The organism is Micromonospora sp. NPDC048986, assembly GCF_040649335.1.
Taxonomy (GTDB): domain Bacteria; phylum Actinomycetota; class Actinomycetes; order Mycobacteriales; family Micromonosporaceae; genus Micromonospora; species Micromonospora alfalfae.
Map to the genome: position 1 here is coordinate 1 of NZ_JBEZFJ010000008.1, position 15,552 is coordinate 15,552.

Sequence of the window (15,552 nt, forward strand, 5' to 3'; positions counted from 1 at the left end):
CCGGTTACATTCCGAACCCGGAAGCTAAGCCCTCCAGCGCCGATGGTACTGCACTCGTGAGGGTGTGGGAGAGTAGGACGCCGCCGGACAATCTTTCAGAAAGGGCCACCCCCAACACGGGGGTGGCCCTTTCTGCGTTCCCCTGTTCCCGTGGATGATCGCCCCCGTTCCCCTGACCTCCCGGTGGGTTTCACCAGGGCGGCAGGCGAGGTCGGGAACAGGGGGCCCGACGGCAAGGTCACGCTCGATCCTGGTTGTAGTGGTGTCCGTGCCTCGTGAGGCCACTAGAACCAGGATGTTGCGCGATCTTGCTGCCGTGTCAGGCGGCGGACCCGCGGGCCGGTCGTCCAGGTGGGGAACCGCAGTGCCCGGTCAGTCTCGGGTCTGCATACCGTCGCGGAGGTTGCGCAGCAGGCCGCCGGCGTCGCTGACCGACCGGCCCGGGAACATCGCCATCACCACGCTGCCGTGGTCGGCCCAGCCGCACACCGCGAAGTCCCCGCCCTCGCCGCTGGTGCTGCCACACTTCAGCACCCCGCCGAGGTCACCTGCGGGCAGCTCCCGCAGACCGTTCACCGCACCGGTCTCGTCGGACATCAGGCGGAAGAGGCTGTCCAGGTCACGTTCGGGCTGCCAGAGCAGTGTGGTGCCCCCGAAGATGAGCACGGAGCGCTTGTCGTCGGCCGGGTCGCGGTAGACAGTGCCGAAACTGCGGTCCAGTTCGATGTTCGCCGCCAGGCCGCTGCGTAGATAGTCGGCGGTGCTCTTCGCCCGCTCGCTGTCGTCGCGGGTCAGACCAGCCACCCGATCGGGTGACGCCAGTTGGGTGTCCTTCTGCTGCGCCACCCGCCACCCACCGACACCAAGCACGCCGGCGCCGGCGAGACCTACCACCAGGGCGACCGTCCAGCCGATCTTGCGGCGACGTGACCAGCCGCTGGACCGCTCGTCGGGGTCTCCTCCGGAGTCCCGGGTGCTCAGCTGGATCGGCTCTTCGGTCAGCTCGACCGGCTCGCGGCCGCCGTCGCGCGACCGCTCGGTGAGATGTGCGTCGGACATAGCCGACACCGTACGCGAACGGCAGGTGGCGCACGTCAGGTCTGCGGAAGCCCTCCGTAGACTTGTCCGGTGACCGAGAGACTGGATGCCCGACGCCCCGACGCCCCGACCCTTGCCGGCCAGTACCAGCCCGGTGAGGTAGAGCAGCGACGGTACGAGCAGTGGGTAGCCGGCGGGCACTTCCGGGCCTCCGCCGACAGCGACAAGCCCCCCTTCACCATCGTCATCCCGCCGCCGAACGTCACCGGCTCGCTGCACATGGGCCACGCGTTCGAGCACACGCTGATGGACGCGTTGACCCGGCGTAAGCGGATGCAGGGCTTCGAGGCGCTGTGGCTGCCGGGCATGGACCACGCCGGCATCGCCACCCAGAACCTGGTCGAGCGTCAGCTCGCCGCCGAAGGGCTGTCCCGGCACGATCTCGGCCGGGAGAAGTTCGTCGAGCGGGTCTGGCAGTGGAAGGCCGAGTCCGGTGGCGCCATCCTCGGCCAGATGCGTCGCCTCGGTGACTCCGTCGACTGGGACCGCGAGCGCTTCACCATGGACGAGGGCTTGACCCGCGCCGTCCAGACGATCTTCAAGAAGCTGTTCGACGACGGCCTGATCTACCGGGCCAACCGGATCATCAACTGGTGTCCGCGCTGCCTCACCGCGCTCTCCGACATCGAGGTCGAGCACACCGACGACGACGGCGAGCTGATCTCGATCCGCTACAGCGACGAGGTCGTGGTGGCCACCACCCGGGCCGAGACGATGCTCGGCGACACCGCAGTGGCGGTGCACCCCGACGACGAGCGCTACCAGCACCTGATCGGCACCGAGGTCGAGCTGCCGTTGACCGGCCGCCGGATCCCGATCGTCGCCGACGCGCACGTCGACCCGTCCTTCGGCACCGGCATGGTCAAGGTGACGCCGGCCCACGACCCGAACGACTTCGAGATCGGCCAGCGGCACGACCTGCCCGCGCTGACAGTGATGGACGAGCGCGGCGTGATCACCGTGCCCGGCCCGTTCGAGGGGTTGGACCGGTTCGAGGCGCGGCCGGCGATCGTGGCGGCGCTGCGGGAGCAGGGCCGGATCGTCGCCGAGAAGCGCCCGTACGTGCACGCGGTCGGGCACTGCTCGCGGTGCAAGACCACGGTCGAGCCGCGGCTGTCGCTGCAGTGGTTCGTCAACACCGCCCCGCTGGCCCAGGCCGCGGGTGACGCGGTGCGCGACGGCCGGGTGCGCATCGAGCCGGCCGAGCTGGCCAAGCGCTACTTCGCCTGGGTCGACAACATGCACGACTGGTGCATCTCCCGCCAGCTGTGGTGGGGGCACCGCATCCCGGTCTGGTACGGCCCGGCGGGTGAGATCGTCTGCGTCGGCCCCGACGAGGCGCCGCCGAGCGGCGAGGGCTGGCACCAGGACGAGGACGTCCTGGACACCTGGTTCTCCAGCGGCCTGTGGCCGTTCTCCACCCTGGGCTGGCCCGAGCAGACCCCGGACCTGGCGAAGTTCTACCCGACCAGCGTGCTGGTCACCGGGTACGACATCCTGTTCTTCTGGGTCGCCCGGATGATGATGTTCGGCCTCTACGCGATGGACGGCCGGCCGCCCTTCGACGTGGTCGCGCTGCACGGCATGGTCCGTGATCAGTTCGGCAAGAAGATGTCGAAGTCGTTCGGCAACGTGGTCGACCCGTTGGACTGGATCGACAGGTACGGCGCTGACGCCACCCGGTTCACCCTGGCGCGGGGCGCGAACCCCGGCCAGGACGTCCCGGTCAGCGAGGAGTGGTGCCAGGGCTCCCGCAACTTCTGCAACAAGCTCTGGAACGCCACCCGGTTCGCCCTGATGAACGGCGCGCACACCACTGGCGACCTGCCCCCCACCGAGCAGCTCTCCACCGTCGACCGGTGGATCCTGTCCCGGTTGGCGCACGTCACCGCCGAGGTCGACGAGCAGTTCGAGGCGTACGAGTTCGCCAAGGTGTGCGACCTGCTGTACCACTTCGCGTGGGACGACGTCTGTGACTGGTACGTCGAGCTGAGCAAGCCGGTGCTCGCCGAGGGGGGTGAGCGCGCGGAGGCCAGCCGTCGGGTGCTCGGGCACGTGCTCGACCAGTTGCTGCGGCTGCTGCACCCGGTCATCCCGTTCGTCACCGAGGAGCTGTGGCTCGCGTTGACCGGCGGCGAGACGGTGCAGGCCGCCGCCTGGCCGGTGGCCGACCGGTCGCTGGTCGACGACGCCGCCGAGGCCGAGCTGGTCGGCGTGCAGCGGGTGGTCACCGAGATCCGCCGGTTCCGTTCCGACCAGGGGCTGCGGCCCACGCAGCGGGTGGCTGCCCGCCTGGACGGGCTGACCGGCGCGGGAATCGCTGCGCACGAGCCGCTGATCCGCTCGCTGGTCCGGTTGGATCCGGCCGGTGACGACTTCCAGGCCAGTGCCACGTTGGCCATGCCCGGCGCCGTCGGTGTCGCGTTGGACACCCGGGGGTCGATCGACGTGGCCGCCGAGCGGGCCCGGCTGACGAAGGACCGCGCGGCAGCCGAGAAGGAGGTCGCGCAGGCCCGGGCGAAGCTCGACAACCCTGCCTTCATCGGCAAGGCCCCCGAGCCGGTGGTCGCGAAGATCCGCGACCGGCTCGCCACCGCCGAGGCCGACCTGGTCCGGATCGACGCTGCTCTGGAGACACTGCCCTCGTGACCGACCGTACCGAATTCGCCGCCGTCGAGGCCGAGCTGAACGCCCGCGGCTTCACCCGCATGGTCTTCGAGCTGGACCGCATCGAGTCGCTGCTCGACCTGCTCGGCAGCCCGCAGCGGGCGTACCCGGCGATCCACCTGACCGGCACCAACGGCAAGACCTCCACCGCGCGGATGATCGACTCGCTGTTGCGGGCGCACGGGCTGCACACCGGGCGGTACACCAGCCCGCACCTGGAGACCGTCCGGGAGCGGATCAGCCTGGACGGGGAGCCGGTCAGCGAGGAACGGTTCACGTCGGTGTACCGGGAGATCAAACCGCTGGCCGAGCTGGTCGACGCGCGGTCGGACGAGCCGTTGACGTACTTCGACATGACCACCGCGCTGGCGTTCGCCACCTTCGCCGACGCGCCGGTCGACATCGCTGTGGTCGAGGTGGGCCTCGGCGGTGCCGAGGACGCCACCAACGTCCTCCAGGCCGGGGTCTGCGTGATCACCCCGATCGGGCTGGACCACACCGAGTGGCTCGGTGACACGCTCCAGGACATCGCGCTGGCCAAGGCCGGCATCATCCACCCGGGCGCCACGGTGATCTCGGCGGCCCAGGAGGAGGAGGCCGCCGGCCCCCTCCTCGAACGCTGCGCCGAGGTCGGGGCCACCATCGCCCGGGAGGGCGGCGAATTCGGCGTGCTGGGTCGGGCGGTCGCTGTCGGCGGGCAGGTGCTCACCCTCCAGGGGCTGGGTGGCGTGTACGACGACGTGTTCATTCCGCTGCACGGCGCCCACCAGGCGCAGAACGCGGCAATGGCGCTCGCCGCCGTGGAGGCGTTCCTGGGCGCGGGGGCTCGACGTCAACTGGACATCGAGGCGGTCCGGGAGGGCTTCGCCTCGACCAGTTCCCCGGGTCGGCTGGAGCGGGTCCGTAACGCCCCGACCATCCTGCTGGACGGTGCGCACAACCCGCACGGCATGAAGGCCACAGTCACCGCCCTTCAGGAGGAGTTCGCGTTCAGCAAGCTGGTGGCCGTGATCGGCGTACTGGCCGACAAGGACGCGGAAGCGCTGCTGGAGCTGCTGGAGCCGGTGGTCGACCAGGTGGTGGTCACCCGCAACAGCTCGCCACGGGCGATGCCGACGGAGGAACTCGCCGCGTTGGCCGCCGAGATCTTCGGCGATGAGCGGGTGGACTCGGCCGAGGAGATGCCGGATGCCATCGAGTTGGCTGTGGCGTTGGCCGAGGAGGACGTTCCCGGTGAGCTGAGCGGGGTCGGGGTGCTGGTCACGGGGTCCGTGGTGACGGTCGCCGACGCGCGCCGGCTGCTGAAGCGATGACCAGCCCGGAGCGGGACCCGCACCCCACCGAGGACCCGAGCGCCCCGCCGGTCGAGCGGCCGGCGGGGGAGGAGCCCACGGCAGGGCAGCCGCGACGCTCCGGGTTGCGCAACCCGGAGCGGGCGGTACGCGGTCTCGGAGCTGGCACGCTGAGCCTGGAGGCGCTGGTGCTGTTGCTGGCGATCCAGCCGATCCGGGTGGTCGGCGGTGACCTCGGCGGCGCCGCGATCGGTGCGGTGGTGGCACTGGCGGTGGCTGCCGTGGTGCTCGCCGGCATGATGCGTCGGCCCTGGGCCTGGAACGCCGGCACCGTGCTCCAGGGCCTGCTGTTGCTGGGCGGCCTGCTGCACTGGTCGCTGCTCGGGCTGGGCATCATCTTCGCCCTGGTCTGGGCGTACGCGCTGCACGTTCGCCGCGTCATTCTCGGCTGACGCCGGACCCGGCCGGCGCCGTCCGAGGGCGGGCCGGGTCAGGCGTCGGCGCGTTCGCGCCACTGGGTGAGCGCGACGCCGTGGCCATCCGGGTCGCGGAAGGCAGCCGCCCACCCCTCAAGCTTGGTGCCCCTGTTGACCACCCGGGGCGCGTACGTGAAACGGACGCCCGACTCGCGTAACCGCTCGTACGCCGCCTCGATGTCGCTCACCTCAAGGTTGACGTGCACGAGTCGGCGGCTGATGGGGGCGGCCCCGGTCACCTCGCGCAGGACGATCCGGGTCGACCCGGAGGCCAGGACGGCGTTGTGGGCGCCCTGGTCGACCTCGTTGAAGCCGAGCACGTCGCGGTAGAAACCGAGCGACCGGGGCAGGTCGGTGACCAGCAGGGTGAGGCCCACCCCGCTGATCGGCGCGGCCGAGCCGGCGTCGAACCCGAAGATCGCCTGGTCCAGTTCCTCGTCGGTCACTGTCGTGGGTGCCGCCCCGGCCGGGGCGGGATCGTCCAGCGGAAGATCGAGTGGGTCCAGCGGGTCGGTCGCGCCCGGGCCGGACCGCTGCGCGGGCGGCGGGTCGAAGCGCTGCGCGTCGGGCTGCTCGAAGCGCTGGGCGCTGGGAGGGCCGACGGGGTCCTCGGCGGGTGGGGCGGTGGTGCCGCCCTCCTCTGGAGCGTCGAACCGGTCGGCGGCGGGTTCGTCGAAGCGCTCCTCGGCGGGCGGGCGCGGCGCCGGAGTGGTTGCCCGTCGGGGCAGCCCACCGGCCTGCGGCTCGACGACGACGCCCTCCAACACCACCGGGCCGCCCGGGCTCTGGTGCATCACCACGGGCTCGCGCTCCTCGGGCGCGACGCTCGGGTCGTCGCGCCGGACGTCCATCCGCGAAGGGTCGGTGCGCAGCGGGTCACCGACCGGGTCGCGGAACGGGTCACCGACCGGGTCGCGGAAGTCGTCGCGGAGGTCGTCGTCGGGTGCGCGGTCGGCCCACGGCGGCGCGTCCTGCTGGATCAACAGCTCGTCCATCGCCTCCGCGTCGGCGAACTCCGGCGGAAGATCGGCGACGGCAGCGGCGGTCTCGGCATGGGTGAGCACCTCGTCCCAGAGCACCTTGACGTGCCGCTGGTCGTCCAGCGCGACCCGGATCGGCAGGGTCTGGCCCAGCGACGGCCACTTGGAGACCGGCACCCTCGGCTCAATGATCTTCTTGGACCGCGGCGGCAGACCAGGGGCGTCAATCACCAGTTGCAGTTCGCAGCGGCCGAACGCGTACTGGGTGGGTGGTTCGGAGGCGCTGTGCACGTGCCCCACGCCGACGACCCACGTGCGACCGCCGCCGCGTACGGTCGCCAGCGCGATCGCCAGCACCAGCAGGGCGACCCCGAGAGCCACGATGGCCCAACTCGTCATGCCGAGGCCGAACAGGACGACGAACGTGGCCACGGTGCCCAGCACCGCGCCGATCAGCTTGCGTACCGGCGCGATGGGTCGATTCCCGCCATTCGCCACAGTGGACCTCCCGGGGTCAGGACCAGGCTAGGCCGAATCGGCCACCGGGGGAAAGGCCGGCCGCCGCGCCGGCGCCGGGACCGGGTCGCTAGGCTGACCGTACCGATCCCGAGCGTTCAGCGCGTACAGGAGGAACCCAGCGTGTCCAGCAACAGCCCGGATGAGCGCAGCCTCGTTCTGATCAAGCCCGACGCGGTCCGCCGCGGCCTGGTCGGCGAGGTCCTCTCCCGCTTCGAGCGCAAGGGGCTGCGGATCGACGCGATGGCGCACCGGACGATGGATGCCGCGCTCGCCGACGAGCACTACGCCGAGCACGTCGACAAGGCGTTCTACCCGCCGCTGAAGGACTTCATGACCGGCGGCCCGCTGGTCGCTCTGGTGCTCTCTGGCGACCAGGTCATCGACGTGGTCCGCGGGCTGGTCGGCGCCACCGACGGACGCAAGGCCGTCGCCGGCACCATCCGGGGTGACCTGTCGCTGTCCAACCGGGAGAACCTGGTGCACGCCTCCGACTCGACGGACAGCGCCAAGCGCGAGATCGCGCTCTGGTTCCCCGAGCTGGGCTGACGTCCACCGGCCCGGGTCGACCGACGACGCCCGGGTTCAGCCGACCGCCGGCACCTTCGCCGGGTTGCCGACCACGTAGATCCTGGTGATCCGTCCGTCAGCCGCGGCGATGGTCAGCGTGTACCGACTGCCGTCCGCGCGGGTGATCAGCATCGCCGGTTCCCCGTTGAGCTCGACCGGATCCATCGCCACCCGGTGACGCGGGCCGTAGACCCCGGCGTAGAACCGGGCGATCCGGTCCGCGCCGGTGACCGGGTTGAGGGCGGCCCGCACCCGACCGCCGCCGTCGTTCCACGCTGTGACGTCGGCGGCCACCAGGTCGGTGAGCCTCGCCAGGTCACCGTCGCGGGCGGCGGCGAGGAACGCGTCCAGCAGCCGCTCCCGCTCCGGGCGGCTGGCGGTGAACCGACGCTGCTCCTGCCGTACCCGCGCGGTCGCCCGGTGGTACAGCTGCCGACAGTCGGCGACCGACCGGTCCAGGATCTCGGCGATCTCCGCGTACGGCAGGTCGAAGGCCGTGTGCAGGACGTACACCGCCCGTTCCGGCGGGGTGAGCCGTTCCAGGACGTGCAGCAACGCGGTGGAGAGCGAGTCGCGTAGCTCCACCCGGTCCAACGGCCCGAACGGCGATGGCGCGGTCGGCACCGGCTCGGGCAGCCACGTCCCGACGTACGTCTCGCGGGCCGCCTGCCGGGCGCGCAGCCGGTCCACCGCCAGCCGGGTGACCACCCGGGACAGGTACCGGCGCGGCTCCTCGACCCGGGCCCGGTCCACTCCCAGCCAGCGCAGGTACGCCTCCTGGAGCACGTCCTCCGCGTCGTGCAGGCTGCCGAGCAGCCGGTACGCGAGCCCAAGCAGCATCGGCCGGTGCGCCTGGAGCGCGCCGGCCGCCTCTGCTGCCTCGGTCGTCACACCTGCGCCGGGGGCTCCGTGTGCGTCGTCACGGCGATACGATTCCACACGTTGATTGTGGCGATCGCGAGGACCAGATCGGCCAGTTCCTTCTCCGACCAGACCTTCGCGGCGGCGTCCCACACCTCGTCCGACACTCCGTGCTCGCCGAGCCGGGTGACCGCGTCGGTGAGCGCCAGCGCGGTTTGTTCCCGCTCGTCGAAGAGCGACAGCGCCTCCCGCCAAGCGGCCACCGCGAACAGCCGCCGGCTCGACTCGCCGGCGGCGAGGGCGTCGCGGCTGTGCATGTCGACGCAGTACGCGCAGCCGTTCAGCATCGACGCCCGCAGCTTGACCAGCTCCAGCACTGTGTGGTCGACGTTCGCCTGGACGTACTTCTCCAGGCCCGACACGGCCTGGTATCCCTGCGGCGCGACCTCGAAGAGCCTCATTCGTTGCATGACCAACTCCCTGTTCGATCCGACACCGCTACGACGGTCCGACCGGGGCCGGCCGTGACAACCGTCGTGGTGACCCCGGTCACGCGTGGTGGGCCGGCCGCCGGCGATCCGGCCGGACAACAGGCGTTCGGGCGCCGGTCATCCGGGCCGCCGATCGCGGTCATCTCCGCCCGGTAGACCGACGGGGTCAACCCATGACCGGGAGGAACAATGACCGAGCTTGATCGACGTACCCTGCTGCGGGCCGGCCTGGTGGTCGGTGCCGGAGCCGCCGGCGGCGCCCTGCTGGGCGGTGCTGGCGCGAACGCCGCCCCGGCCTGGCGCCCGGCGGCGCGCCCGGTGCTCACCCACGGCGTGCAGAGCGGCGACGTGACAGCGGACTCCGCGCTGGTCTGGACCCGGGCCGACCGGCCGGGCCGGATGTTGGTCGAGGTGAGCCGCCGGCCGGACTTCCGGGGGGCGCGCGAGCTGCGCGGCCCGGTGCTCACGCCGAACGGCGACTTCACCGGGAAAATCCGGCTGCGGGGGCTGCCGGACGCCGAGCGTCTGCACTACCGGGTCCGGGTGGAAAGCCTGGAGCGGCACGGAGTGGTGAGCGAGCCGCTGACCGGGACGTTGACCACGGCGCCGGGCCGGCACCGGCGCAGCGACGTGACGTTCGTCTGGACCGGCGACATCGTCGGGCAGGGCTGGGGGATCGACCCGAACTTCGGTGGGATGTCGATCTTCCGGGCGATGCGGGCGACCCGGCCCGACTTCTATCTGTGCAGCGGTGACACGGTGTACGCCGACGGCCCGCTCGTCGAGTCGGTGACCCTGCCCGACGGGCGGATCTGGCGCAACGTGGTGACGCCGGAGAAGAGCAAGGTCGCCGAGACGCTCACCGAGTACCGGGGGCAGTACGCGTACAACCTGATCGACGAGCATCTGCGGGCGTTCAACGCGGCGGTCCCGCAGATCAACCAGTGGGACGACCACGAGGTCCTCAACAACTGGTACCCCGGTGAGGTTCTGGACGACCCGCGCTACACCGAGCGGCGGGTGGACGTGCTCGCCGCCAGGGCCCGCCAGGCGTTCGGCGAGTGGCTGCCGGTGCCGGACAACGGGCCGCTGTACCGGCGGATCTCGCACGGGCCGCTGCTGGACGTGTTCGTGCTGGACATGCGGACCCACAAGGACCCGAACGACGGCAACACGTACGCCGACCCGAAGCGCGGTCTGCTCGGCCGTGAGCAGCGCGAGTGGCTGATCCGGGAGCTGAAACGGTCCACGGCGACCTGGAAGGTGATCGCCAACGACCTGCCGATCGGCGTGGTGGTGCCGGACGGTCCGGGCGCGCAGGAGGGTGTCGCGCAGGGCGACCCGGGCGCACCGGCCGGGCGTGAGCTGGAGTTCGCCGAGGTGCTGCGGGCCACCCACCGGGCCGGGGTGACCGGCATGGTCTTCCTCACCGCCGACGTGCACTACTCCGCCGCGCACCACTACGACCCGTCCCGGGCTGCGGTCGGCGACTTCACCCCGTTCTGGGAGTTCGTCTCCGGCCCGGCGCACGCCGGGGCGTTCGGCCCGAACGCGCTGGACGGCACGTTCGGGCCGCAGGCGGCCTTCGTGCACGCGCCGCCGGTGGCCAACACGGGCCCGGCGGGGGGCTTCCAGCACTTCGGTGAGGTCACCATCGACGGTGAGTCCGAGGCCCTGACGGTCCACCTGCGCGACCGCGACGGTGCCTCGCTGTGGAGCACCACCCTCCCGGCCCCCTGACCGCAACCCCTCGGTTGATCATGAAGTTGTTGCCACGACACGCCGACGAGGCTGGCGACAACTTCATGGTCAACCGGGTCGGGGCCGGGGTTGGAGGGTGCCCAGCGCCGTTCGGCCCGAGCAGGCCGAACAGCTCCCCGTTGCCAACCGTCAGGTTGACGCCGCGGACTGCCTGAACCTCCCGGCGCTGGGTCGCCACCATCCCGTGCGGCTGCGGTACCTGCGGCACCCCCGACCGCCTCGATCGCGTGTTCGTTCGTGCCCCGCACGCTAGGAGCGACCGGGACTGGCGGGAAACGAATTCGGATCGAGCCGAATGCTCAGGCCGAGGCGCTCGCCGGCTCGTCGCCGATGAGCTGCACCAGTGCCACGCCGGCCGGTTCCAGGCCGTACAGCACCCGTCGGCCCGCCCGACGGCGGTGCACCACACCGGCGGTGAGCAGCGCGGAAAGCTGCTCCGAGACGGTACTCGGGGCCAGCCCCAGGGTGGCCGCGAGGCCGGCGGTGGTCGCCGGCCGGGTCAGCGCCCGCAGCACCTGGGCACGACCTCGGCCGACCAACACCGCCAGCCGATCCGTGGCCGGTGTCGTCCGGGGCTCCGAGCTGGGCCCACCCTCGGCCAGCATCACCGCCCCGCGGGCCTGGTAGGAGACGGCGATGATCTCCGGATGGTCGGTGGCGCAGATGAGTGCTTCCTGCGAGAAGATCAGTGGAATCAGCAGGAGCCGTTGGTCCACCACCGCGAACTGCTGCTCCGACGGCTTCACCAGCGTCAGCACCGGCTTCTCCCAGCGCACCCGCTCGTGCAGGTCGGCCAGCAGCGCGTCCGGACCGTGCGCGGCGAGCGCCCGCGCCCGATGCAGCACCTCCTCGTCCAGCGCCGCTCGCATCGCCGGCCACCACGGCGCGATGGCCGCGTCCCAGTACGCCTCGATGCCGTCGGCGAGCCGATCCAGGGCGGCCCGCCGGTCAGTGACGAACGGGCCGAGCCATCCCGGCAGGTCGTCCGGGTCGTAGTAGCGGGGGATCTGCTCGGCGATCACCTCAGCCGGCGTCGCGCGCAGTTCGGCGAGCTGTTCGGCCAGCGTCGGCGCGGCCGACGTGGGGACCGGGCTGAGAAAGTCCGGTGCGGGTAGGCCGGCGGTCAGCAGCCGGGCCGGCGCGGCCGCCGGCACCTCGTCGAGCACCCGCCGTGCGTGTCGCGCCCAGGCGGTGTACGGCCAGGGCGCCTCTTTCGGATGGCGTTGCAGCACGAACAGGCTGGTCAACACCTCCCAGAGCGGGCTGGTGGCGATCCGGGTGCGGGCCAGCGTCGGCTCGTCCAACTCGATCCGGATCATCCGGACAGCCTAGGGTGCCGGCGCGTGCGTTTACTCCGCGGCGGGTTGGGCGGTGGGTCTTGTATCGTTGGGCACCGTAAGGCGATGACCCGGCCATCACCGGTGAGCCTCCGGAAGAACAGCCGGGCAACCGGCCCAGTAGAACCGGACGGGTGCGGCCCGTCACAGCCGACAATGAGCGGGCGGTCGATCCTGACCGCCAAGCGGGGTGGTACCGCGGGCCACCCGGGAGCGTCGTTCGAGGCGTACCCCGGAAGGTTCGTCCTCGCAGTCCCAGGTTTGAGTGACTGCACGAGGAGAGCGACCCCCGATGGCCTATCCGTTGCACGACCCGACCGCCGCCGGTGTGCCGGCGAGCCCGGACCTGCCCGCGGTCGAGCGCCGGGTGCTGGAGCACTGGACGGCCGACAAGACCTTCGAGGCCAGCATCGAGGCCCGCCCCGCCGGCACGGACGGCAAGAACGAGTACGTCTTCTACGACGGCCCGCCGTTCGCCAACGGCCTGCCGCACTACGGTCACCTCTTCACCGGCTACGTCAAGGACGTGGTGCCGCGCTACCAGACCATGCGCGGCCGGCACGTGGAGCGGCGCTTCGGCTGGGACTGCCACGGCCTGCCCGCCGAGGTGGTGGCCGAGAAGCAGCTCGGCATCACCAGCAAGGCGGAGATCATCGACCTGGGCGTGGACCGGTTCAACGAGGCCTGCCGTACCTCGGTGCTGGAGTTCACCCAGGACTGGGAGCGGTACATCAACCGGCAGGCCCGCTGGGTCGACTTCACGAACGACTACAAGACCCTCGACCTGGACTACATGGAAAGCGTCATGTGGGCCTTCAAGACCCTGCACGACAAGGGTCTGATCTACGAGGGCTTCCGGGTGCTGGCGTACTGCTGGCGCTGTGAGACGCCGCTGTCGAACACCGAGACCCGGATGGACGACGTCTACCGGGACCGGCACGACCCCACCCTGTCGGTGTGGTTCGAGCTGACCGCCGACGAGTCCGCGCCGGAGCTGGTGCGCGGGCCGGTCAAGCTGGGCGTCTGGACCACCACGCCGTGGACCCTGCCGTCGAACCTGGCGCTCGCCGTCGGGCCCGACATCGAGTACGCGGTGCTCGAACGCGACGGCGACCGCTACCTGGTGGGGGCGGCGCGACTGGCCGCGTACGCCAAGGAGCTGGAGGGCTACGAGCAGGTCGGCACGGTGTACGGCCGGGACCTGGCCGGACGCCGCTACACGCCGCTGTTCGACTTCCTCGTCGAGCAGGCCGGGGAGAACGCCTACCAGGTGCTCGGCGCGGAGTTCGTCACCACCGAGGACGGCACCGGGATCGTGCACCTGGCCCCGGCCTTCGGTGAGGACGACCAGAACGTCTGCAACGCCGCCGGCATCCCCACCATCGTCACTGTGGACGACCACACCCGGTTCACCGCCCTGGTCCCGCCGTACCAGGGTGAGCAGGTCTTCGACGTCAACAAGCCGGTGATCCGGGAGCTGAAGGACCGGGGGGTGGTGCTCAAGCAGGACACCTACACCCACTCGTACCCGCACTGCTGGCGTTGCGACACCCCGCTGGTCTACAAGGCGGTGTCGTCGTGGTTCGTCGCGGTGACGAAGTTCCGGGACCGGATGGTCGAGCTGAACCAGGAGATCAACTGGACGCCCGGCCACATCAAGGACGGCTCGTTCGGCAAGTGGCTGGCCAACGCCCGGGACTGGTCGATCAGTCGGAACCGGTTCTGGGGCTCGCCGATCCCGGCGTGGAAGTCCGACGACCCGAACTACCCGCGCCTGGACGTCTACGGCTCGCTTGCCGACATCGAGCGGGACTTCGGCGTACGCCTGACCGACCTGCACCGGCCGGCGGTGGACGACCTGGTCCGCCCCAACCCGGACGACCCGACCGGGCAGTCGATGATGCGTCGGGTGCCGGAGGTGCTGGACTGCTGGTTCGAGTCCGGATCGATGCCGTTCGCCCAGGTGCACTACCCGTTCGAGAACGCCGACTGGTTCGAGCACCACTACCCGGGTGACTTCATCGTCGAGTACATCGGGCAGACCCGCGGCTGGTTCTACACCATGCACGTGCTGGCCACCGCGCTGTTCGACCGGCCGGCGTTCCGCAACTGCCTGAGCCACGGCATCCTGCTCGGCTCCGACGGGCGCAAGATGTCCAAGAGCCTGCGCAACTACCCGGACGTCTACCACGTCTTCGACGCGTACGGCTCGGACGCGATGCGCTGGATGCTGATGTCCTCGCCGGTGCTGCGCGGTGGGGACATGGCGGTCACCGAAGCGGGCATCCGCGACGCCGTCCGGCAGGTGCTGCTGCCGCTGTGGAACGTGTGGTACTTCTTCACGCTCTACGCCAACGCCGACGGGTACCAGGCCCGGCGGCGTACCGACTCCACCCACCTGCTCGACCGGTACGTGCTGGCGAAGACGAACGAGCTGGTGTCCACCGTCGGCGCGCAGATGGACGCGTACGACATCTCCGGTGCCTGCGCCACTGTCCGGTCCTACCTGGACGCGTTGACCAACTGGTACGTGCGCCGGTCCCGGGACCGGTTCTGGTCAGGTGACGCCAACGCCTTCGACACCCTGTCGACGGTGCTGGAGACCCTCTGCCGGGTGGTGGCGCCGCTCGCGCCGCTGACCGCGGAGGAGATCTGGCGTGGCCTGACCGGGGAGCGTTCGGTGCACCTGACCGACTGGCCGGAGGCGAGCGAGTTCCCGGCCGACCACGACCTGGTCGCCGCGATGGACAACGTGCGAGCGGTCGCCTCGGCGGCGCTGTCGCTGCGCAAGGCCAAGGGGCTGCGGGTGCGGCTGCCGCTGTCGAAGCTGACGGTGGCCTCGCCGGTCGCGGAGCAGCTGCGGCCGTTCGCCGACCTGGTCGCCGACGAGGTCAACGTGAAGACTGTGGAGTTCAGCGCGGAACTGTCCGCGTACTGCGAGCAGGTGTTGACAGTGGTGCCCCGGGCGCTCGGCCCCCGGGTCGGCAAGCAGGTGCAGCAGGTGATCAAGGCGGTCAAGGCCGGCGAGTGGGAGCTGGTCGACGGCGTCCCGGTGGCCGCCGGCGTCACCCTCGCCGAGGGTGAGTACGAGTTGCGCCTGGTCGCCGCCGACGCCGAGCACTCCGCGCCGCTGCCCGGCGGCGAGGGCGTGGTGGTGCTGGACACCGACGTCACAGCGGAGCTGGCCGCCGAGGGGCTGGCCCGCGACGTGGTGCGGGTGGTGCAGCAGGCCCGCCGGGACGCCGACCTGGACGTCTCGGACCGGATCGTGGTGTCGGTGTCGGCGTCCGACGAGGTACGCGCGGCGGTGTCCGCGTACGTCGACTTTGTCTCCGCGGAGGTGCTGGCCGACTCGGTCGACTTCGTCGAGGGTCCGGACGGCTCCGCCGCCGAGGGCCTGGAGGGCTTCGCTGGCGAGGTCGGCGATGGTGAGCGGGTAACGGTGGTCGTCCGCCGGGTATAACGGACCATCGCCAGGGTGCGGGCGCCACCACCTCCGTCCG

The 15,552-nt window shown here is 71.1% G+C and carries 11 protein-coding genes and 1 rRNA gene; 7 read left to right on the forward strand and 5 right to left on the reverse strand.

Features of this window, described 5'->3' with window-relative positions; genetic code table 11:
- Positions 1 to 89: ribosomal RNA gene (gene rrf, locus AB0B94_RS17405) — 5S ribosomal RNA — on the forward strand; the annotation flags it as partial.
- Positions 90 to 372: 283 nt separating this feature from the next.
- Here the strand turns inward: rrf and AB0B94_RS17410 are convergent.
- Positions 373 to 1,059 carry a hypothetical protein gene (locus AB0B94_RS17410; RefSeq protein ID WP_357280264.1) on the reverse strand — a complete coding sequence of 229 codons (687 nt, stop codon included), beginning with the start codon at positions 1,057 to 1,059 and terminating at the stop codon, positions 373 to 375.
- A gap of 69 nt (positions 1,060 to 1,128) precedes the next feature.
- Here AB0B94_RS17410 and AB0B94_RS17415 point away from each other — a divergent pair, with 69 nt between their 5' ends.
- From AB0B94_RS17415 to AB0B94_RS17425, 3 genes are read left to right on the forward strand one after another with little or no spacing between them, the layout of a single operon-like run.
- Entirely contained in the window at positions 1,129 to 3,747 is a 2,619-nt protein-coding gene (locus AB0B94_RS17415) for a valine--tRNA ligase (protein WP_357280270.1), read from the forward strand.
- Positions 3,744 to 5,078 carry a folylpolyglutamate synthase/dihydrofolate synthase family protein gene (locus tag AB0B94_RS17420; RefSeq protein ID WP_357280275.1) on the forward strand — a complete coding sequence of 445 codons (1,335 nt, stop codon included), beginning with the start codon at positions 3,744 to 3,746 and terminating at the stop codon, positions 5,076 to 5,078. Before AB0B94_RS17415 ends, AB0B94_RS17420 begins: the two co-directional genes overlap by 4 nt.
- Entirely contained in the window at positions 5,075 to 5,509 is a 435-nt protein-coding gene (locus AB0B94_RS17425; RefSeq protein ID WP_357280280.1) for a DUF4233 domain-containing protein, read from the forward strand. The genes AB0B94_RS17420 and AB0B94_RS17425 overlap by 4 nt, the downstream gene beginning before the upstream one ends.
- 38 nt (positions 5,510 to 5,547) lie before the next feature.
- On the opposite strand, the gene AB0B94_RS17430 is transcribed toward AB0B94_RS17425, so the two are convergent.
- Positions 5,548 to 7,011, reverse strand: a complete 1,464-nt coding sequence (locus AB0B94_RS17430) for a VOC family protein (RefSeq protein ID WP_357280286.1) — start codon at positions 7,009 to 7,011, stop codon at positions 5,548 to 5,550.
- A 141-nt stretch (positions 7,012 to 7,152) separates the two neighbouring features.
- Between AB0B94_RS17430 and ndk the strand changes: the two genes are divergently transcribed.
- Entirely contained in the window at positions 7,153 to 7,578 is a 426-nt protein-coding gene (ndk, locus tag AB0B94_RS17435) for a nucleoside-diphosphate kinase (protein ID WP_141910817.1), read from the forward strand.
- 36 nt (positions 7,579 to 7,614) lie between these two features.
- On the opposite strand, the gene AB0B94_RS17440 is transcribed toward ndk, so the two are convergent.
- A complete protein-coding gene (locus AB0B94_RS17440; RefSeq protein ID WP_357280290.1) occupies positions 7,615 to 8,490 on the reverse strand; it encodes an RNA polymerase sigma-70 factor in 876 nt (291 codons plus the stop codon).
- The gene (locus AB0B94_RS17445; RefSeq protein ID WP_357280293.1) at positions 8,487 to 8,930 is read right to left on the reverse strand and encodes a carboxymuconolactone decarboxylase family protein; all 444 of its coding nucleotides are present in this window, start codon (positions 8,928 to 8,930) and stop codon (positions 8,487 to 8,489) included. The genes AB0B94_RS17440 and AB0B94_RS17445 overlap by 4 nt, the downstream gene beginning before the upstream one ends.
- Before the next feature lie 210 nt (positions 8,931 to 9,140).
- On the opposite strand from AB0B94_RS17445, the gene AB0B94_RS17450 reads away from it, so the two are divergent.
- A complete protein-coding gene (locus AB0B94_RS17450) occupies positions 9,141 to 10,691 on the forward strand; it encodes an alkaline phosphatase D family protein (protein WP_357280297.1) in 1,551 nt (516 codons plus the stop codon).
- 320 nt (positions 10,692 to 11,011) lie between these two features.
- On the opposite strand, the gene AB0B94_RS17455 is transcribed toward AB0B94_RS17450, so the two are convergent.
- Positions 11,012 to 12,031: an ArsR family transcriptional regulator gene (locus tag AB0B94_RS17455; protein WP_357280302.1), complete on the reverse strand. Its 1,020-nt coding sequence runs from the start codon at positions 12,029 to 12,031 to the stop codon at positions 11,012 to 11,014.
- A 310-nt stretch (positions 12,032 to 12,341) separates the two neighbouring features.
- Here AB0B94_RS17455 and ileS point away from each other — a divergent pair, with 310 nt between their 5' ends.
- Positions 12,342 to 15,512: an isoleucine--tRNA ligase gene (gene ileS / locus AB0B94_RS17460; RefSeq protein WP_357280306.1), complete on the forward strand. Its 3,171-nt coding sequence runs from the start codon at positions 12,342 to 12,344 to the stop codon at positions 15,510 to 15,512.
- Positions 15,513 to 15,552 lie beyond the last annotated feature (40 nt).